Raw genomic sequence first — 21,098 nt, 5'->3', positions numbered from 1 at the left:
CCCTTATTAACCTGCCCCAAACATTATGGCAGTTAAGATAAAGTCTAATCCCAGTACCACTAATGATGCATGGACAACGGTTCTTGTTGTGGCTTGACTGATCCCTTCAGAAGTCGGCATACAATCATAACCGTTGAATAACGCAATCCACACCACCGCAATGGCAAAGAATACGCTCTTAATAAATCCATTGAGGATATCGTAACTCCAGCTCACGGCATTTTGCATTACCGACCAGAAACTACCTGCATCCACGCCTTTCCAATCCACACCGACTAAAGCGCCCCCCCAAATACCGATAGCAATAAAAATAATGGAAAGAATCGGCATCGCAATCACGCCTGCCCAAAAACGCGGTGCAATCACTCGGCGTAACGGATCGACTGCCATCATTTCAAGGCTGGAAAGTTGCTCAGTGGCTTTCATTAAGCCAATTTCAGCAGTCAATGCGGAGCCCGCACGACCAGCAAATAAAAGCGCGGTCACGACCGGACCTAATTCCCGCAACAATGAAAGCGCAACAAGCTGACCAAGACTGGTTTCGGCTGAAAAATCCACCAACACGACATAGCCCTGTAAGCCCAATACCATGCCGATAAATAAGCCGGAAAGCATTATGATCAATAACGATTGCACGCCCAACACGTGTAATTGCTTAATCAACAACGGAAAATGTTTACGTATCTGCGGTTTACCGACTAATGCGCCGAACAACATAAAACCAGCGCGTCCCAATGCTTGGAAAAATTGGATCACATTACGTCCGAGGGAAGAAATCATATCAACAATCATCAGAATAATTCCTCCACATAGTTTCCAGCCGGATAATGAAATTTCACCGGACCGTCCGCTTCGCCGTTTAAAAATTGCACCACTTGTGGATCCCGACTTTGCAATAGTTGCTCGGACGTTCCCTCCGCAATTACGTGTTTATCCGCGATAATATAAGCATAATCGGCGATACTTAACACTTCCTGCACATCGTGCGAAACGACGATGGAAGTCAAATTCAACGCTTCGTTCAAGCGTTTAATCAGGCTTACGATCACGCCCATGCTAATCGGGTCTTGTCCGGTGAAAGGTTCATCAAACATAATTAAATCCGGATCCAATGCAATCGCACGAGCCAATGCAGCACGACGTGCCATCCCGCCAGAAAGCTCGGACGGCATTAATTCCGCCGCACCGCGCAAGCCCACGGCCTCTAATTTCATCAGTACGATTTGACGAATTAAACTTTCCGGCAATCGGGTATGTTCGCGAATCGAGAATGCCACGTTATCAAAAGTAGAAATATCGGTAAACAGCGCTCCCGACTGGAATAACATGCCCATTCGTTTACGCACTTCGTAAAGCTCGCGATTCGACAGGCGGCAAATATCCTGTCCATCAAATAAAATCTCACCTCGTTCCGGCATCAGCTGACCACCGATTAATTTCAGTAAAGTGGTTTTACCTATTCCTGAAGGCCCCATAATCGCCGTGATTTTACCTTTTTGCACCTGTAAATTCAGGTTATCGTAAATCACACGACTGCCCCGTTTAAAGGTGAGATTTTTTACTTCGATTAAATTTTGATTCATTAAAATCTCGTTATTTTTCATCCCAAACGCAAAAGTGCGGTGGCTTTGACTAAGGTTTTTGCGAAAGGTTCATCCGCCGACGCATAAAGGCCATCATACCGCGCAGCATCAAAAACAGTAACGACAAACCATAAAGCGGCATATCGCCCAACACTGAATAAGGCGTTTTTCCTTTCATCGGCGCAATATCGTAAGTTAAAGCGGTTTCTACAAATTGCGGCGCTTGCGCCAAAATTTCACCTTTTGCGCCAATAAACACGGAAATTCCCGTGTTGGTGGCGCGGATCAACGGCTTACCCAATTCTAACGCCCGCATTCTTGCCATTTGTAAATGTTGCCAAGGACCGATGGAATTGCCGAACCACGCGTCGTTAGAAATCGTCAGCAAATAATCGGTATCATTTTTTAAATTTTGACGCACCAGTTCACCGAAAATAATCTCATAACAAATTGCTGGTGCAAAAACCCGGGCTTTAGCCATAAAAGGAGGTTGCGCTACGGCACCGCTTTGAAAAGCGGACATCGGTAAATTAAACACGGAATTTAACGGACGCAATAACGTTTCCAACGGAACATATTCGCCGAAGGGTACCAAGTGACGTTTGCTGTAACGATTCAGTGTTTCAAGGCGATAAGGAAAATTAGGATTTCCGACGCTTACCATAGAATTGAATAATTTGTCCGAGTGCACGTCTTGATAAACCGTACCGATCACAATTTCTGTATCGGCCGCTTGGCCTGCGCGGTCAAGACGTTCAAAAAACGGAACAAGGGCATTTTCAAGTGTCGGCAGGGCGGATTCCGGCAAAATAATCAGATCGCTTTTGCCTAGATGTTGTGCAATCAGTTTTTGATAAATTTCCAGCGTGGAATATAAATAATCAGGATCCCATTTCAGATTTTGTTCTATGTTGCCCTGCAGCAAGGTAACACGAAGCGGTTCATTTTGAACGGGTTTTACGAAATCAATGCGTTGCGCATAAGCGCTCAAACCGCCAACCCCAGCCAACAGCACCGCATTGAACAGCGCTATTTTCGGATTTTTCCCGTTAAACAAGGCAGCAACACCATTAAAAATACTCGCGCTCGCCCACACAGTAAAAAACGTTAAGCCGGTTACGCCAAAAATCGGCGCAATGCCTGAAAACGGGCTGTCGATCTGCGTATAGCCTAATTGTAACCAAGGAAAGCCGGTGAACAGCCAGCCGCGTAAAAATTCGGTGAACGTCCAAATTACGCTGAAAATAACTGCACTTTGCACGTTAAAACGTTGTACTAAGTAAGTGAACAACACCGGATAAAGCGCAAGATACGCCGAAAGTAAGCCCACCAAAAAATAACTTACGCCTAAAGAAGCACCACCGAATTGATAAATGCTGACATTCAACCAATTCACACCGAAGCAGAAAAAGCCCATAGACCATAAAAAGCTAGCAAAAAGTGCCGTGGACTTTTTCGATGTTTTCGCTACAAAAATCAAACCGAGCAGTGAGACATAAGCTAAGCCCCAATAATCAAAAGGAGAAAAAGCGAATACGCCGAGCACGCCGGAAACTAAGGCGATGAGGTAAATGATATATTTATTCATAAATAATATTTCGTTTACGGATAGAACGAGGGCTACGCAAAGCTTAAAATAAAGAAAGGTATTACTCCGCCTTTTCTTCCATCACATCTATCTCTGATAAATGTTCGTCCGGAACGGTGACGCGCAGTTGAATTAAACGACGGCTATCTGCGGAAGTGACTTTAAACTGTAATTTTTCCAAGGTAATTTCTTCACCGCGTTTCGGTAAATAACCGAAGGCTTGCATGATCAAACCGCCGATAGTATCGACTTCCTCGTCGTTAAAATGCGTGTTGAATTGTTCGTTGAAATCGTCAATATCGGTTAACGCCCGCACGGCGTAAGTATGACGGGAAAGTTGGCAAATATCGGCAATTTCTTCTTCATCGAATTCATCCTCAATATCACCGACGATTTGTTCCAAGATATCTTCAATGGTCACTAACCCAGACACCGCACCAAATTCATCCACTACAATCGCCATATGAAAACGTTCAGATCGAAAATCTTTCAACATACGATCTACGCGTTTACTTTCCGGTACAATCACTGCGGGTCTTAAAAGTTTTGATAAATCAAACTCTTCCGAGTCTTCACGCAAAAATTTCAATAAATCTTTGGCGTGCAAAATGCCGGCGATATTATCGCGATCATCCGCATCCGCAATGACCGGAAAACGTGAATGTGCCGATTCGATAATCGTATTGAGACACGTATTTAAATTTTGTTGATCTTCAATAAAAACGATTTGCGAACGAGGAATCATAATATCGCGCACGCGCAATTCGGCGATTTCCATCACGCCTTCAATCATTTCGCGGGTGTTTTGGTCGATTAAGTCGTTTTGTTCGGAATCTCGGATTACTTCTACCAAATCGTCGCGATTTTTAAGCTCGCCTTGAAAGAAGCGCCCGAAAAGGGATTGGAAAAAAGATTTTTTAGTAACTTCAGCTGGGTTAGTCGAGTGTTCTTCGTTCATAAAAATTAACAATATTACTATCGAATTGATGGGCAAAAAGTACCATATTTACCGCCAAAGCGCAAAAGGAAGCGCCCAAACGCTATAAAATTTTAATCAAATACAAAAATCAATTGAAAACGGCGCAAATCTTTATTGATCTGCGCCGTTTTTAATTTGGTGTCCGCGACAGGACTTGAACCTGCACACCGGTTAGGGTATTAGGACCTGAACCTAACGTGTCTACCAATTCCACCACACGGACTTTTTCAAGCGTTTTACAACGCATTAAAAAGGTTGCCAATTATACAGAAAAAAATGGGTTACGCAAAAATACTTACGGTATTATCCAGCAAGTGCATAACACATACCGAAGTGAAGTGTAAGTCCAAAATAGCACCGCATTGGAAGCTACTTCAATGCGGTGCTATTTTGTAAGGTCATTTCAGCTTTGTGCAACAGCCACATAATTTTGAGCACTTGGCATTTTCACCATATTTTTTATTTACTCGGTTCCTTAAACCGATATTCCGTCCATTGATAATATTCCTCACCGGCTTTCACAATGCCGCCGTAGTTTTGCCATTCGGGGTGATTGGGCGTGTCGGGAAGACATTGGGTTTCCAACGCAACACCGCTGTAATCGGCATATTGCGTGCCATGTCGAGTAGGTGTGCCGGCGAGGTAATTGCCGGTGTAAACCTGTAACGCCGCTTGTGAAGTCAATACTTCCAAATGCAAATCGTCATTTGGTGAACTGAGCAAAACACAAGGTTTTTGCCAGGCTTTGTTGACGATAAAAGAATGATCGTAACCTTTGGTGGCAAGCTGTTCGCCTTGCATAAAATCCTGTTGAATCGGCTTGGCAACGCGAAAATCAAAACTGGTGCCGACAACGTGTTTTAACGGCGAATTTGGAATCCCTTCGCGATCTACCGGCAAATAGAAATCTGCATTCAAGCGCAAGCGGTGATGACGAACATCTGATCCCTGCTCAGCGTTTTCTAAATTAAAATAAGCGTGGTTGGTTAAATTCAATGCCGTGTCCTGATCGCTTTTCCCCGCATATTCGATTTTTACCGAATTCTCTTCCGTTAAGGTGTAAGTCACCGTCACATCCACATTGCCGGGAAAGCCTTGATCGCCATCGGCGGAATGCAAGGAAAAACACACGAAATTTTCACCGCACTTTTCTAATGCCCAACGGCGTTTATCAAAGCCGTTTACACCGCCGTGAAGTTGATGCGTTCCTTGATTGGCGGTTAAGATCACAATTTTATCATTAAGCGTAAATTGCGCATTGGCAATGCGATTGGCATAACGTCCGACACTCGTCCCCAAATAGGCTTGCTGAATCGGATACGCTTCCAATTTGCAGCCTAGCAAGACTTCACGCAATTCTCCGTTGACCGGCACGCGACAAGACGTCCACGTTGCGCCCCAATCGGTAAATTGCATACGCATTCCCTGTGCATTCTGCAAGATGAAAAGATTAAATGGCAAGCCGTCCGGCGCAGTGCCTTGGGCGTGTTGTTCTAGCATACACGCACCCCTTGAGAAGCCGTGCAAACATAAAAGTCTTCTTTCAAGCCTGTTTGTTTTTCATAATTGTCTGCCACGATTTTGCGTACGGCTTCTACTTTATCGTGTGGCGCAAGAGCAACTATACAACCGCCGAAACCACCTCCGGTCATGCGTGCACCGCCCTGTTTACCGATGACCAACTGCGCTAATTCCACTAAATAGTCAATTTGTGGCACGGTGATTTCAAAATCGTCGCGCATAGAATCATGCGACTGCCCCATTAATTCACCAAGGCGGGTTAAGTCGTTATGTTTCAAGGCTTCTACCGCATCTAACACCCGTTGATTTTCCGTGACCACATGGCGGGCGCGTTTTGCCACCAGCGGATCAAGTGCGGTCAATTCTGCTTCTTTTTCTTTAAATTGTGCCACAGATACATCACGCAGAGCTTTTACGCCGAAAAACGCCGCTGCACGTTCACATTGCTGACGGCGGGTGTTGTATTCACCGGTGACTAAATCATGCGGCACGTTAGAGTTCACGATAATCACCGCTACATCTTGCGGCACGGGTGTGGGTTGCGTTTCAAGACTACGGCAGTCAATCATCAATAAATGATCTTGTTGTCCGAGCGCAGAAATCAACTGATCCATATTGCCGCAGTTGGCACCAACAAATTTGTTCTCCGCTTTTTGTCCGATAAGTGCAATCTCCGTATGACTTAAAGGTAAATCACTCAGCTGCTGACAGAATTTTCCCGTTGCCACTTCTAACGCCGCAGAAGAACTTAAGCCCGAAGAATGCGGTACGTTGCCGGAAATCACTAAATCCGCCCCCTGTTTAAAATCAGGGCAACGTTCCTGAATAAATTTCACCACGCCACGCACATAATTTGCCCATTTTTGTTCACTTTGTGGGATGTCTTTATCTAGTGAAAATTCATCTGACAAATCCAAATCGGCAGCATACACATTCCAAACATGATCGTTGCGTTTCGCGCCGGCAATCGCCGTGCCATAGTTAATAGCGCATGGCATCACAAAGCCATCGTTGTAGTCGGTATGTTCGCCGATGATATTCACGCGACCGGGCGCATACACGGTCAACTCCGGTTGTTTATTGTATTTTTGGGTGAAAATGTGTTGGGATTTTTGGATTGGGGTCATGTTGTTTCCTTTCTCTTTATCATATCTCTCAAACCACTCCCCTCTTTTGTAAAGAGGGGCAGGGGGAGATTTAATTGTGATATTTAAATTTCGTATGAGGTTGATATAGCTTCTGCCACAAACGCTTACGTTTGAACGTTGCTTTAGCAACGGCACGAAGTGCGAGCGAAGCGAGTAAATCTCCCCTAACCCCTCTTTGCTAAAGAGGGGAATTGGGCGCATTATTTCAGTTTATAGTGAATTTCACTCAACGCACGCAGTCTTTCTGCTGCTTGTTCCGCCGTTAAATCACGTTGGCTTTCGCCGAGCATTTCGTAACCCACCATAAACTTGCGCACGGTGGCGGAGCGTAAAAGAGGCGGATAGAAATGAGCGTGCAATTGCCAATGGTTGTTTTCTTCGCCGTTAAACGGCGCGGCGTGGAAACCCATGGAATACGGGAAAGAGGTTTCAAATAGATTGTCGTATTTGGTCGTGAGTTTTTTCAATATCACCGCCAAATCTTTCGCTTGCGCGTCAGTTAATTCCGTTAAGCGTTTAACCTGTACTTTTGGTAATAACAATGTTTCAAACGGCCAAATCGCCCAATACGGCACGACAGCAACCCAGTACTCCGTTTCTACTACGATCCGTTCTTTTCGGGCAAGCTCCTGTTGAACATAATCCACCAACAGCACGGAACCCTGTTTTTCATAATATTGACGTTGTGCTTTATCTTCTCTCGCCACTTCATTCGGCAGGAAACTGTTTGCCCAGATTTGTCCGTGTGGATGTGGATTAGAACAGCCCATCGCTGCGCCTTTGTTTTCAAAGATTTGTACCCATTGGTATTTTTGACCAAGCTCACGGAGTTGTTCTTGCCAGACTTTAATGACCTCTTCGATCTCAAGTGCGGTCAATAATGGCAACGTTTTACTGTGGTCGGGTGAAAAACAAATGACGCGACTTTCCCCGCGCGCTTGTGAGCTTTGGAATAACGGATTGTCGTTATTTTGCGGTGCCGGTGTGTCTTCTAACAACGCAGAAAAATCATTTTTGAATACATAAGGTTTGTGATAATCGGGATTGAGTTCGCCGGTAATGCGTTTATTACGTGGGCAAAGGTAGCAATTCGGATCATGACTTGGCTTTTGTTCTTCATTGACTTTCTCTTGTTGTCCTTGCCATGGACGTTTAGCACGATGAGGAGAAACTAAAACCCATTGATCGGTTAAAGGGTTATATCTGCGGTGCGGATGATCGGTAGGTTCAAAAACAGTTGTCATAATACGCCTCTATATCTGCTTTCTATGCGTGTCTTCTTTATTTATGAAAACGATTACAAAAATATGGCATAAAATAGCATATTTAACAAATTAAACTGTTATCAAGATCACAAAAATAAATTTCTTTTTATTTAAGCAATAAGGCTGTTTAAAAAACTGTGACATAAACGACACTTTTAAAAGTAAGCGTTTCCAAAAAATCTTTTTTCCGATTATGATTCCTTCGTTTTCATTTTTATCTAGAAAGGGGGCTGCATGGTTACGATTCGAGATGTGGCAAAACAAGCCGGTGTTTCTGTTGCGACAGTATCTAGGGTGTTAAATAACCACTCTTGCGCGAAAGAAAACACCCGTGCCGCTGTACTGAACGCTATTGAACAATTAGGCTACCGTCCGAATGCCAATGCGCAGGCCTTGGCTTCGCAAAGTTCGGATACATTAGGCGTCGTGGTGACCGATGTAACGGATGCTTTTTTTGCGATTTTAGTAAAAGCGGTTGATCACGTTGCCATGGAACATGGTAAAAATATTTTGATTGGTATGGGGTACCATCAGGCGGAGAAAGAGAAAGAAGCTATTGATACCCTACTGCGTAAACGTTGTCATTGTTTAGTCGTGCATTCCAAAGCGTTAGATGATCAAACGTTGGCAGATTATTTAGAAAGCGTACCGGGCATGGTCATTATCAACCGTTGCATTAAAGGCTATGAATCCCGCTGTGTCGGATTGGATAATCAAAAAGGCACCTATATCGCGACTAATACGCTGATTAACGCAGGGCATCGCCATATCGGTTATATTGGCTCGAACCATAGAATTAATGATGAAGCGGAGCGTAAGCAAGGTTATTTGAATGCGCTTACAGAACAGGGTATCCCCATTGTCGAAAATGCCATCGTGCATAGCACGCCGGATTTTGAAGGCGGAGAGGAAGCTATGATTAACTTATTGAGTTATAACGATAATTTAACGGCAGTTGTAGCCTATAATGATTCTATGGCAGCAGGTGCGTTATCCGTACTCAATGAAAACAATATCAAAGTGCCGAAACAGTTTTCTATTATTGGTTTTGACGATATGCCAATTGCACGTTATTTAGTGCCCAAACTCACAACAATTCGTTATCCCATTGATCTTATGGCAAATTACGCCGCAAACTTGGCACTAAGTTTGGTTGATAAAAGCTTTTCCTTACCTATTAATCCCCAATTTAATCCGACATTAGTCAGACGTTTTTCTGTGGGAAATGCCTATCCAAAGGAGGAAAAACACTAAAATTGCGTTATTTTTAAACTAGATATGTAATCGTTTTCATAAATGTGAATATGATCACATTCTTTCCCCAAAAAACAAGGTATTCTTACCGCCAATTACCCGAGTAGCGATTGCAGTGTAAAAAGGTAAGATTTTGATAATAATGCTTTAATGAATTATCACTGAAATAAAACCCTCTTTATTCTTTATATGAACAATTAATGGAGAACATGCATTATGAAAAAAACAGTATTAAGTGCAGTTGCTTTAGCAGTAGCTTTCGGTGCCGGCATCAGCGCAGCACAAGCAGAAACCCGTATCGGTGTGACAATCTATAAATATGACGACAACTTTATGTCTTTAATGCGTAAAGAAATTCAAAAAGACGCAGATCAATTAAAAGACGTAAAATTATTAATGAATGACTCTCAAAACGCACAGTCTATTCAAAACGACCAAGTTGACGTATTACTTTCAAAAGGCGTAAAAGCGTTAGCCATCAACTTAGTTGACCCATCTGCAGCACCAACCATCATTGGTAAAGCAAAACCGGACAATATTCCAGTTGTGTTCTTCAATAAAGACCCGGGTGCAAAAGCAATCGCTTCTTATGATAACGCTTACTTTGTAGGTACAGATCCGAAAGAATCGGGCATTATTCAAGGTAACTTAATTGCCAAACAATGGAAAGCCATGCCGGCATTAGACTTAAACAAAGACGGGAAAATCCAATACGTTTTATTGAAAGGCGAACCGGGTCACCCGGATGCAGAAGCACGTACCAAATATGTGATTGAACAATTAAATGCACAAGGTATCCAAACCGAACAACTCTTCATTGATACCGGTATGTGGGATGCCGCATTGGCGAAAGATAAAGTAGATGCATGGTTATCCAGCTCTAAAGCAAATGACATTGAAGTGATCATTTCTAACAACGACGGTATGGCGTTAGGCGCATTAGAAGCGACTAAAGCACATGGTAAAAAATTACCAATCTTCGGTGTTGACGCACTACCTGAAGCATTACAACTGATTAAGAAAGGTGAGCTTGCCGGTACTGTGTTAAATGACGGTGTAAACCAAGGTAAAGCGGTTGTTGAGTTATCGAATAACTTAGCGAACGGCAAACCGGCGACCGAAGGTACCAAATGGGAACTTAAAGATCGTGTGGTCCGTGTTCCTTATGTGGGCGTAGATAAAGATAACTTATCTGAATTCTTAAAATAAATTTGTTTTATTAATGTAAGGGGAAGCGTAGGACAACACTTATGTCCCTTCCCCTTTATTTATGAGGTTGGATATGACAGAACAAATTCACAGTCAAAGCGGAAGCCAAAATGGCGAAGTCCTGCTTACCATGACTAATGTCAGCAAGTCCTTTCCGGGCGTAAAAGCCTTAGATCACGCAAACTTAAGCGTCCGTTCGCATTCTGTACACGCATTGATGGGGGAAAACGGTGCGGGTAAATCCACGTTGTTAAAATGCTTGTTCGGCATTTACGCTAAAGACGAAGGTGAAATCTTGTTTTTAGGCAAACCCGTGAATTTTAAAACCTCAAAAGAAGCTTTAGAAAACGGCATTTCCATGGTGCACCAAGAACTTAACCTTGTGCGTCAAACCAGCGTTATGGATAACTTATGGTTAGGTCGTTACCCGCTGAAAGGGCCTTTTGTGGATCACGCGAAAATGTACCGTGATACCAAAGCGATTTTTGATGAATTGGACATTGATGTTGATCCAAGAGAAAAAGTCGCCAAACTTTCTGTTTCACAAATGCAGATGATCGAAATTGCGAAAGCGTTTTCTTACAACGCAAAAATTGTGATTATGGATGAACCGACATCCTCACTTTCCGAAAAAGAAGTAGAACATCTGTTTAAAATTATTCAAAAATTAAAAGATCGCGGCTGCGGTATTATTTATATTTCTCACAAAATGGACGAAATCTTCAAAATTTGTGATGAAATTACCATTCTACGTGATGGTAAATGGATTAATACCGTACCGGTAAAAACCTCCACCATGGATCAAATCGTCTCCATGATGGTAGGCCGCGAACTGACTCAACGTTTCCCGGAAAAAACTAACGTTCCAAAAGAAATCACCTTAGAAGTGGAAAACCTGACAGCGTTAAACCAACCTTCTATTCAAAATGTGTCTTTCAATTTACGTAAAGGTGAAATTTTAGGGATTGCCGGCCTCGTCGGTGCGAAACGTACGGATATCGTGGAAGCTATTTTTGGTGTGCGTGAACTGAAAACCGGCACGATTAAACTCAACGGAAAAACAGTGAAAAATCACACCGCACTTGAGGCAATCAATAATGGTTTTGCGCTAGTGACTGAAGAACGTCGTTCAACGGGGATTTACTCTAACTTAAGCATTGAATTCAACTCTTTGATTTCTAACATGAAATCCTATTTAACCCCTTGGAAACTACTCAGCAATAAAAAAATGCGTAGTGATACTCAATGGGTCATTGATTCCATGAATGTTAAGACGCCATCACACAAAACAACCATTGGCTCACTTTCCGGCGGTAACCAACAAAAAGTTATCATCGGTCGTTGGTTATTAACCCAACCGGAGATTCTGATGTTGGACGAACCAACCCGTGGGATTGATATCGGTGCAAAATTTGAAATTTACCAATTAATTCAGGAACTGGCTAAAAAGGATAAAGGCATCATCATGATTTCTTCCGAAATGCCTGAGCTCCTTGGGGTAACCGACCGCATTCTCGTCATGAGTAACGGCAAAGTTGCCGGTATCGTCGAAACGGCAAAAACCTCTCAAGAAGAAATTTTGCAGCTTGCCGCCAAATATTTATAAATTACAAAGGAACAAATTATGAGTGCCTTAGAAAAAAATAAATCATTCGATTTCTTAAAGCAAAATGCGATTTATTTTGTGTTGTTGATTTTACTTGGCATCATCATCGCACAAGATCCGACATTTCTTAACTTGGTGAACTTCAGTAACATTCTGACCCAATCTTCCGTGCGTTTAATCATCGCGCTTGGGGTTGCCGGCTTATTGGTGACACAAGGTACCGACTTATCCGCCGGTCGTCAGGTTGGTCTCGCCGCGGTAATCTCTGCGACCATGTTGCAATCGATGGAAAACATGAACCGTGTTTTCCCTGACCTCGGTGAAATTCCAATTCCGGTGGTTATCCTTGCCGTTTGTGCAGTGGGTGCCGTTATTGGCTTAATCAATGGTTTGGTAATCGCTTACTTAAACGTAACGCCGTTTATCGCCACCATGGGTACCATGATTATCGTTTATGGTTTCAACTCCCTTTATTACGATGCCGTAGGTGGTTCCCCGATTGCCGGTTTCAGCGAAAATTTCTCCACCTTTGCACAAGGCTTTATTCGCTTGGGTTCATTTAAGCTCTCTTACATCACCATTTATGCGGCCATTTGTGCTTTCGGTGTGTGGGTGATGTGGAACAAAACGCGCTTTGGTAAAAACATTTTTGCTATCGGTGGTAACCCAGAAGCAGCTAAAGTCTCCGGTGTCAACGTGGCACGCAACCTTGTTGCGATCTACATCATTGCCGGGATGTTCTATGCGTTCGGTGGTATGTTAGAAGCCGGTCGTATCGGTTCTGCTACCAATAACCTCGGTTTCATGTATGAATTGGATGCTATCGCAGCTTGCGTAGTAGGCGGTGTGTCTTTCGCCGGTGGTGTGGGGACGGTTATTGGTGTGATTACCGGGGTGATTATTTTCACTGTAATTAACTATGGTTTGACTTACATCGGCGTGAACCCTTATTGGCAATACATTATTAAAGGTAGCATTATTATCCTCGCCGTTGCCATTGACTCCTTGAAATACGCGAAGAAAAAATAAATAAATCTTTACACGCCCCCTTAGTTTTAAGGGGGATTTTTTAGCAAAAAATTCTTCACTAAAAATAGCACCGCATTGAACCTGGCTCAATGCGGTGCTATTTTCATACTTCTCAAAACCTCCCAAACTCCCTCTGCAAATACCTGGCTATCAATGCCTATTAGTGAAAATGGATTTATCAAAAAAAGGCAATAAAGAATTATGCGAGTTACTATAACGAAGAACGAATCCAATTAAGATTAAAAGGACTGAGCCGATACAAATCGAACACAGTCCTTTAAATAACCATCTAACTTTTGGGCGCAGATCAAGTGCTCGCTCTTTTTACATTTTAAAAGATCTAGTCTTGTTGCGCTTTAACCGCTGCATACGCAATCATATTAATAATGCGACGGACAGAAGCGCTTGGATTTAAAATATGTGCGGATTTATTCACGCCCATAAGAATCGGCCCGATAGTAATTGCCGTTGTAGTGCCGCGGAGTAAGCTATAACTAATACGAGCCGCACTTAAATTCGGAAACACTAGCAAGTTGGCAGAGCCTTTGAGCGGACTGTCCGGCATAATTTCACGACGATGCGCTTCATTCATAGCCAAATCACCACGCATTTCACCGTCAATCATCAATTGAGGATTGCGTGCCTTAACCAAGTCTAAAACTTCACGCATTTTAGGCGCGCCAAGCTCATTCGATGAGCCATAGTTAGAATGGGAAAGCAACGCCACTGCCGGTTCAATACCAAAACGATGGACCTCTTCCGCCGCCATTAAGGTAATTTCTGCCAGTTCCTCCGCATTCGGATCCGTATTTACGTGCGTATCCGTTAAAAATACGTTGCCGCTTGGTAACACAAGGCTTTGCAAGGTTGCCGGTACTTTCACACCGTCTTTTAAACCGATAATGTCTTGAATTGAGGCTAAATGTTTGCCGTAAGAACCAAATAAACCACAAACTAATCCGTCAGCATAACCAAGGCTTACTAAAGTCGAAGCTAATACGGTCGTATTAGAACGCGCCACACGTTTTGCGACCGCCTGAGTGATTCCTTTACGTTTCGTTAATTCGTAATAATGTTTCCAACACTCTTCGTAACGCGGGTTATTTTCATTGTCGACAATCTCAAAATCCACAGCGGCTTGTAAACGCAAGCCCAATTTTTTAATTTTCGCTTCAATAACAGATTGGCGACCAATTAAAATCGGTTTGGCCAAGCCCATAGAAATCACTTCTTGCGTCGCGTGCAACGCATTGGCCTCTTCCCCTTCGGCAATAATAATACGTTGCGGAGCTTGTTTGGCCTGATTGAAAATCGGCCGCATAAAAAGGCTGGTTTTATAAACAAATTGGGTTAATTTCTCAATATATTCGTTCCAATCTGAAATTGGACGAGCCGCTACACCGGATTCCATTGCCGCTTTTGCAACAGCCGGTGCAATGCGGACGATTAGACGCGGATCAAACGGACGCGGAATAATATAATCTGCGCCAAAAGTAGCGCCCTCACCACCGTAAGCCGAAGTTACCACTTCGTTTTGTTCTTCTAGGGCAAGATCCGCAATAGCATAAACTGCCGCACGCTTCATTTCTTCGTTGATAGCTGTTGCCCCCACATCCAATGCACCGCGGAAAATAAATGGGAAACAAAGTACATTATTAACTTGATTTGGGTAATCAGAACGGCCGGTACACACAATTGCGTCAGGGCGAACCGCTTTCACTTCAGGCGGAGTTATTTCCGGGTTAGGATTTGCCAGTGCCAAAATAATCGGGTGTGCCGCCATGGTTTTTACCATATCTTGCGTTAATGCACCCGCTGCCGAACAGCCAAGAAAAATATCCGCATTTGGAATGGCATCCGACAAGGTACGCCAGCCATTGTCATCAATCGCGTAATTCTTTTTGGTTTGATCCATACGCTCATCACGATTTTTATATACCACTCCTTTTGAGTCACAAACGGTGATATTTTCACGTTTCATACCGAGGGATAATAATAAATTCAAGCAAGCGATAGAGGCCGCCCCCGCTCCGGACGCCACCAAGCGTACCTTTTCAATTTCCTTGCCGACGATACGTAATGCGTTAATAATCGCGGCTGCACTGATAATCGCCGTACCGTGTTGGTCATCATGAAAAACCGGAATATTCATTCGCTCGCGCAATTTTTGTTCGATATAAAAACACTCCGGTGCTTTAATATCTTCCAAATTGATCCCGCCGAAAGTTGGTTCAAGAGAGGCAATAATATCGATTAATTTATCCGGGTCATGTTCATTCACTTCAATATCAAATACGTTAATGCCCGCGAATTTTTTAAATAATACGCCTTTTCCTTCCATAACCGGCTTACCGGCAAGCGCTCCGATATTGCCCAATCCCAACACGGCCGAACCGTTTGAGATCACCGCGACCAAATTACCACGCGCCGTGTATTTATAAGAAGCTTGCGGATCTTTTTCGATTTCTAAACAAGGTTCCGCTACCCCGGGAGAATAAGCGAGCGCCAAATCACGCTGCGTCGCCAGTGATTTGGTCGGGGTAACTTCGATTTTTCCCGGAATGGGGAACTCGTGAAAATCCAATGCGGCTTTACGTAATTGTTCGCTCATATAAGTACTCCGTTCTAGTGAAATAAAACTTGATTATGAAGAATCAGACTGAAAAAACGCACCGATTATACTTATTTTTACAGCCCAAATTTGTGATAAACCTCAAATTTTCACCAATTCGTAACAAAATTAATCATTGAATTAGACGGGTAAAAAGCGATAGGATAGCGCCCCCTAGGAGGAATTATGCTGTTATCAAAAATCAGAAGCGCGATCAACAAAATACAAAGAATATTTATCAATCGCCGACTCAAATCTCGTTTACAAAATCACGGCATGACGGTAATTTCCGCCAATTGTGTGGGCGCGTTTATTCTGCACGATTTAAATGAACCGTTTAACTCACCGTTCGTAAATCTCTACTTAAGCCCGAACGATTTCGTTCGTTACCTGCAAAATATCGAATTTTATCAACGACAATCGCTCACCTTTATCCAATCAGAGAAACCTTATCCCGTCGCAAAATTAGCCGATCTTAAAGTTCACTTTATGCACTATCGCAACAGTCAAGAAGCCCAACAAAAATGGCTGGCGCGTTCCGCCCGAATGAATTTGGATAATCTGTTTATCATGATGACCGACAAAGACGATGCGCAAGGCATCGCTTATGAAGATTTAGCCGCCTTCGATCAACTGCCCTTCAAAAATAAAGTGGTGTTCACTCGCAAACCTTATCCCGAATTTAAATCCGCGTTTTATATCAAAGGTTTTGAAAAACAAAACCAAGTAGGCGATTTGTTTACCTTTTCCGGGTGGAATGGCGTGAAATATTATGATCAATTCGATTATGTGGCGTGGTTTAATGGCAAATAACTTCATGCGGTACGGCATTGAACTCTTTTCTCAGAGCACCGCATTGAACTCTTTCCAGAGCACCGCATTGAACTCTTCTCAGAGCACCGCATTGAACTCTTCCCAGAGCACCGCATTGAACCCTTCTCAGAGCACCGCATTGAACCCTTGCTAAATCTTATGTCGGGCATTTATTTCTGCATAAATCGTGCACCGGCCATTAATTTTCGATAAAAAAATTCGCTCTTTCAAACGAAAGAGCGAATTTCGATTCTGCTTAGCCAGTTTTAACGATACAACGGCAGTTCCGGAAATAACATACTAATGACGTCCAACGTTACTCGACGACTTTCCCCCGCATACGGGAAAATATGCATCATCATCATCGGATTAAAATTGGCTTCAATGACGCCCCAAGACTGCAAATTCGGCTGAGCCGGTTTGGTTAAATCGGGAATAATCAAATCCACGCCACACACTGCCGCGCCCATTGCTTTACTAATATCGACAGCAAGTTGTTTGTAGCTTTCGTGCATTTGATCAGTCATATCAATCGAGTCACCGCCGGTGCTGATATTCGAATTCGCACGCAACTGAACAATAACATCTCTCGGCGGAATGGAGATTGGTGTGAAACCTTGCTCTTTTAACTGCAATTCTTCAATATCCCCCAAGGCGATTTTCTTCAACGGCGTGCGACTACCATCACCGCGCAACGGATCAGCATTTTTCATCGCCACCAATTGTTTAATTGTATGTTCACCGTCGCCAATAACATTTGCCGGCACACGTAATAATACCGCCAAGGTTTTATCGCCTAATACGAAGAAACGATATTCGGTGCCGATCAAATAATCTTCTACCATAATTTCTTTATCTTCACGGAAGGCAATTTCCACCGCTTTGGCGAAGTCTTCGCGATTTTGCACGCCTTGTTGAAAAATGGTAATGCCCAAGCCGAAATTAGTGGATTTCGGTTTAATCACTACCGCGCGACCGTCAAATAGCGGAAAATTCTCCACCGCAGTTTGCACATCGTTAAACTCCATGCTTTGCGGCACGTTAAAACCGGCTTTTGCCAATACCTTTTTAGTCACCACTTTATTTTCCATAATTAGCGGCGAAATGTAGCTATCGTGCGAAGTCATATTACCGTTTTTCACATATTCCAAATGCTCGCCGTATTGCAGACTTAGGAATTGATCGCGCTCGTCTAAAATTTCGATCTTTAAGCCTTTTTGGATCGCATCGAACATCAATGCTTGGGTAGAAAGTTCCATATTATCGAATGCAGACAAGGCATAGAAACGCTCAAAAGCAAGAAGTTTATTGCCTTTTGCAATATCCGCGCCTAATTGCTGATAACCGCCCGCTTTCTCAATAGCAACCACGACATTCGCGCAAACAGTTTTCCACGGTTCGGCAAATTGCGTGAATTTTTCCCTTACAATCGCCTTAATTCCATCATCGGCTTGCAGTTCTTCAAGCATTTCAAGCATCTCAAAAAGTACTAGCTCGCCTTCCACCGAATACGCGCTTTGCGCCAACGGATCTTCCCACGCCACTTCCGCAAGACGTCCTTTACCCAGTTCTATCGCGTCCTGATCCGCTGTATCCTCTAACCACGCCATTAATAAAATGAAATAATGAATAAATTTGGCGTCTTCTAAAAGAAGACCGCAAGCGGCAAAGGGATTGAGATCAAACAAACGGAATTCAAGATATTGGATGCCGCTTTGCAATAAATCGCGTGCTTTTTTCGCGCCACGTAAGCGGACATTTGAATAAAATTCTTTTTCAGCGATTAACTTACCACTGTTCACCCAATGCTCAAGACTGTCAACATAGGCTTCCAGGCTATCAAAAGAGACTTTAATTTCCGGATCGTTCACATAACCAAAGGGACTGGAACGCAAGCTACGCACATATTGTTGTGGACGCAGCGGCGAACCCTCACGAAAATAATTTTCGTCCACAGTCGGCGTGGCGGCAAGTAAATACAGCAAGATCCATTGATAGCGTAGAAAATTTTTAGCAATTTTCAGGTATAAATTATTCTGGAAGTTGAACAAATTTTTTTCTTCCGTTTGCGCCTCAAAAAGCGCTTTAACGGCAGACGGATCAAGTTGGAAATTGTAGTGAATACCGCTCACCATTTGTTTATATTTGCCGTAACTTTTCACCAAATATTCGCGGTAAGCCACATCTTCCGGATTCTCTAATTGCGCGACTTTAATTTGTTCTTCCGGCGGCAAACCGGCAGGCATACTGAGCGGGAAAATATATTCGTCTTCCGGCAAACTACGCAATACGACTTCATGAATTGCGGAAAGCCAACGCATAGTGTCTTCTAAAGATTTTGTCGGTGGTGTGATTAATTCTAACTGACTTTCAGCAAAATCCGTTTGAATATAAGGGTGAAAACTGCGATTACCAAACGTCTTTGGATGTTCCGTTGTGACGATCGAGCCGTCCGCATAAACGCGCTGGCTTTCTTTTTCAATGCCGAAAGTGCCTTGCTGGAATAGGCGTTCAATGCGGTGCTGTTTGATGAGTTGACGAATGTTCATAAAAAATCCTTTTTGAAAAAAATAGCCGGTATTATGGTCAGAAATTCAAAGAAAATAAATAACAAATTTGAGCCGTTTGCCAATGACTTAAAATTAACTTCGGAGTGTTTCAAAAATCGTTTCCGCCAGTTTACGCGAAATACCCGGCACGGAAGCAATTTCATCCAATGTCGCATTTTTCACTCCTTGCAAGCCACCGAGATATTTCAGCAATGCTTGGCGACGTTTGGCACCTACGCCTTCAATAGTTTCCAAACCGCTTTGAGTAAAGGCTTTTTGGCGTTTTTTACGATGCCCGCTGATGGCGTGATTGTGGCTTTCGTCGCGAATATGCTGAATCAAATGCAACGCAAGGCTGTCGTCCGGCAAATGAATTTCACGGTTTTGTTTACTGATAATCAGTATTTCTTGACCGGCACGACGATCCACGCCTTTCGCTACGCCAATTAAGTGTGGTCGGCTTTTGTCCCATTTTACGTTGAGTCTGCGAAATACAGCCAAGGCACGATTAAGCTGCCCTTTGCCGCCGTCGATAAAAATGACGTCAGGAATTTTCTCCTCTTCCAACTCTCGGTCATAACGTTTTTTTAACGCCTGCTCCATCGCCGCATAGTCATCGCCGCCGGTGATGCCTTCGATATTGAAACGGCGATAATCAGATTTCAGCGGGCCTTCTTGGTTAAACACTACGCAAGAAGCCACGGTTTGGCTGCCCATAGTATGACTAATATCGAAACATTCCATGCGCTTAATTTCCGCCATATCGAGCAATTCGCATAAGGCTTGATAACGTTCGGACATGCGTGAAGACTGTTTAAGTTGAGTCACCAGCGCCGCTTTGGCATTCACTTGCGCTAATTGTAGATATTTGCTTTTATCACCTTTCACGCTTTCTTGAATCATCACTTTTCGTCCTGCTTGTTCCGTCAGAAGTTGCTCTAACTCGGCTTTTGCACTGAGTTTACGATCCACAATAATAGTATTCGGAATGCTTCGTCCTTGATGTCCTTGCAGATAAAATTGCCCCACGAAGGTTTCGGTCAGTTCGGAAAGATCCGTATTTGCCGGTACTTTTGGAAAATAACTGCGATTACCCAATACTTTGCCTTGACGAATAAACATCACTTGCACGCACGCTAAGCCGTGTTGATAGGCAATAGACATAATATCCATATCGTCCAAACGTTCGTTGGCGACAAATTGTTTTTCAGTCACTGAGCGCACGGCTTGGATTTGATCGCGATAACGCGCCGCCTGCTCAAAATCCAATTCGCGACTCGCGCGTTCCATTTTGTCGATTAAATAATCCAACACTTGCTGATCTTTGCCTTGCAAAAATAAACGCGCGAGTTCCACTTGCTGATTATATTCTTCATCCGTCACATAACCCGATACGCAAGGCGCGGAGCAGCGTCCAATTTGATATTGTAGACAAGGGCGTGAACGATTGGCATAAACTGAATTTTCACACTGACGCACAGGGAATAATTTTTGTAATAGCGACAATGTCTCGCGCACCGCACCGGCATGGGGATAAGGCCCGAAATATTCACCGGCAATTTTCTTTGCGCCACGGTAAGCGCCGATACGCGGATGACGTTCTTTAGTGAGCAAAATAAAAGGATAGGATTTATCGTCGCGCAATAACACGTTGTAGCGCGGTTGATAAAGTTTGATGAAATTATGTTCGAGCAACAAAGCTTCCGTTTCGCTAGAAGTAATCGTCGTATCAATATGATGAATCGACGCCACCAACGCCTCGGTTTTCTTGCTACTAAGGTTGGCGCGAAAATAACTCGACAAACGTTTCTTTAAATCCTTCGCCTTGCCTACATAGATCACTTGCTCCTTATCGTCATACATACGATAAACACCGGGCTCATGAGAAACATCTGCGAGGAATTTTTTTGAATCGAACATGAAAAATAAAATTTAATGAAGTA

The 21,098-nt window shown here is 43.4% G+C and carries 17 protein-coding genes and 1 tRNA gene; 7 read left to right on the top strand and 11 right to left on the bottom strand.

Translation table 11 applies throughout. The features are described from left to right. Nucleotides 1-6: 6 nt before the first annotated feature. The 8 genes from mlaE to galT all read right to left on the bottom strand — a co-directional run bounded on the left by mlaE (nt 7) and on the right by galT (nt 8,063). On the bottom strand, nt 7-792 hold the full coding sequence (gene mlaE / locus AB3F25_RS03660) for a lipid asymmetry maintenance ABC transporter permease subunit MlaE (protein WP_373604154.1): 786 nt from the start codon (nt 790-792) through the stop codon (nt 7-9). Next, nucleotides 792-1,583: a phospholipid ABC transporter ATP-binding protein MlaF gene (gene mlaF / locus AB3F25_RS03655; RefSeq protein ID WP_373604153.1), complete on the bottom strand. Its 792-nt coding sequence runs from the start codon at nt 1,581-1,583 to the stop codon at nt 792-794. Before mlaF ends, mlaE begins: the two co-directional genes overlap by 1 nt. A gap of 49 nt (nt 1,584-1,632) precedes the next feature. Continuing rightward, on the bottom strand, nt 1,633-3,171 hold the full coding sequence (gene lnt / locus AB3F25_RS03650; protein ID WP_373604152.1) for an apolipoprotein N-acyltransferase: 1,539 nt from the start codon (nt 3,169-3,171) through the stop codon (nt 1,633-1,635). A gap of 61 nt (nt 3,172-3,232) precedes the next feature. Beyond that, nucleotides 3,233-4,129, bottom strand: coding sequence for a CNNM family magnesium/cobalt transport protein CorC (corC, locus tag AB3F25_RS03645; RefSeq protein ID WP_373604151.1), 897 nt, complete (start codon nt 4,127-4,129; stop codon nt 3,233-3,235). Between the two features lie 157 nt (nt 4,130-4,286). After that, a tRNA-Leu gene (locus AB3F25_RS03640) sits at nt 4,287-4,373 on the bottom strand. A 236-nt stretch (nt 4,374-4,609) separates the two neighbouring features. After that, the gene (gene galM, locus AB3F25_RS03635; RefSeq protein ID WP_373604150.1) at nt 4,610-5,650 is read right to left on the bottom strand and encodes a galactose-1-epimerase; all 1,041 of its coding nucleotides are present in this window, start codon (nt 5,648-5,650) and stop codon (nt 4,610-4,612) included. Then, nucleotides 5,644-6,798 carry a galactokinase gene (gene galK, locus AB3F25_RS03630; RefSeq protein WP_373604149.1) on the bottom strand — a complete coding sequence of 385 codons (1,155 nt, stop codon included), beginning with the start codon at nt 6,796-6,798 and terminating at the stop codon, nt 5,644-5,646. Before galK ends, galM begins: the two co-directional genes overlap by 7 nt. Nucleotides 6,799-7,019: 221 nt before the next feature. Next, on the bottom strand, nt 7,020-8,063 hold the full coding sequence (galT, locus tag AB3F25_RS03625; protein WP_373604148.1) for a galactose-1-phosphate uridylyltransferase: 1,044 nt from the start codon (nt 8,061-8,063) through the stop codon (nt 7,020-7,022). Between the two features lie 255 nt (nt 8,064-8,318). Between galT and AB3F25_RS03620 the strand changes: the two genes are divergently transcribed. From AB3F25_RS03620 to AB3F25_RS03600, 5 genes are all read left to right on the top strand, one after another. Further along, on the top strand, nt 8,319-9,338 hold the full coding sequence (locus AB3F25_RS03620; protein WP_373604147.1) for a substrate-binding domain-containing protein: 1,020 nt from the start codon (nt 8,319-8,321) through the stop codon (nt 9,336-9,338). Nucleotides 9,339-9,554: 216 nt separating this feature from the next. Beyond that, nucleotides 9,555-10,547, top strand: coding sequence for a galactose/glucose ABC transporter substrate-binding protein MglB (mglB, locus tag AB3F25_RS03615; protein ID WP_373604146.1), 993 nt, complete (start codon nt 9,555-9,557; stop codon nt 10,545-10,547). A gap of 73 nt (nt 10,548-10,620) precedes the next feature. After that, nucleotides 10,621-12,153: a galactose/methyl galactoside ABC transporter ATP-binding protein MglA gene (mglA, locus tag AB3F25_RS03610; RefSeq protein ID WP_373604145.1), complete on the top strand. Its 1,533-nt coding sequence runs from the start codon at nt 10,621-10,623 to the stop codon at nt 12,151-12,153. Between the two features lie 18 nt (nt 12,154-12,171). Beyond that, on the top strand, nt 12,172-13,182 hold the full coding sequence (gene mglC, locus AB3F25_RS03605; protein WP_373604144.1) for a galactose/methyl galactoside ABC transporter permease MglC: 1,011 nt from the start codon (nt 12,172-12,174) through the stop codon (nt 13,180-13,182). A 173-nt stretch (nt 13,183-13,355) separates the two neighbouring features. After that, complete coding sequence (locus tag AB3F25_RS03600) at nt 13,356-13,463, top strand: IS3 family transposase (RefSeq protein ID WP_373604319.1); 108 nt, start codon at nt 13,356-13,358, stop codon at nt 13,461-13,463. A gap of 59 nt (nt 13,464-13,522) precedes the next feature. Here the strand turns inward: AB3F25_RS03600 and AB3F25_RS03595 are convergent, their stop codons facing one another. After that, nucleotides 13,523-15,793, bottom strand: a complete 2,271-nt coding sequence (locus AB3F25_RS03595; RefSeq protein WP_373604143.1) for an NADP-dependent malic enzyme — start codon at nt 15,791-15,793, stop codon at nt 13,523-13,525. A 186-nt stretch (nt 15,794-15,979) separates the two neighbouring features. On the opposite strand from AB3F25_RS03595, the gene AB3F25_RS03590 reads away from it, so the two are divergent. Both AB3F25_RS03590 and AB3F25_RS03585 read left to right on the top strand, forming a co-directional pair. Then, nucleotides 15,980-16,606 carry a DUF1919 domain-containing protein gene (locus AB3F25_RS03590; protein ID WP_373604142.1) on the top strand — a complete coding sequence of 209 codons (627 nt, stop codon included), beginning with the start codon at nt 15,980-15,982 and terminating at the stop codon, nt 16,604-16,606. Beyond that, complete coding sequence (locus AB3F25_RS03585) at nt 16,596-16,760, top strand: hypothetical protein (RefSeq protein WP_373604141.1); 165 nt, start codon at nt 16,596-16,598, stop codon at nt 16,758-16,760. Before AB3F25_RS03590 ends, AB3F25_RS03585 begins: the two co-directional genes overlap by 11 nt. A gap of 112 nt (nt 16,761-16,872) precedes the next feature. Here AB3F25_RS03585 and gshAB read toward each other — a convergent pair whose 3' ends face one another. After that, the gene (gshAB, locus tag AB3F25_RS03580; protein ID WP_373604140.1) at nt 16,873-19,155 is read right to left on the bottom strand and encodes a bifunctional glutamate--cysteine ligase GshA/glutathione synthetase GshB; all 2,283 of its coding nucleotides are present in this window, start codon (nt 19,153-19,155) and stop codon (nt 16,873-16,875) included. A gap of 93 nt (nt 19,156-19,248) precedes the next feature. After that, a complete protein-coding gene (gene uvrC / locus AB3F25_RS03575) occupies nt 19,249-21,075 on the bottom strand; it encodes an excinuclease ABC subunit UvrC (protein WP_373604139.1) in 1,827 nt (608 codons plus the stop codon). Between the last annotated feature and the right edge of the window lie 23 nt (nt 21,076-21,098).

The organism is Aggregatibacter sp. HMT-949, assembly GCF_041734645.1.
Lineage (GTDB): Bacteria > Pseudomonadota > Gammaproteobacteria > Enterobacterales > Pasteurellaceae > Rodentibacter.
Note: the sequence above shows the minus strand (reverse complement) of the source record. Positions and strands in the feature narration are given on the sequence as shown.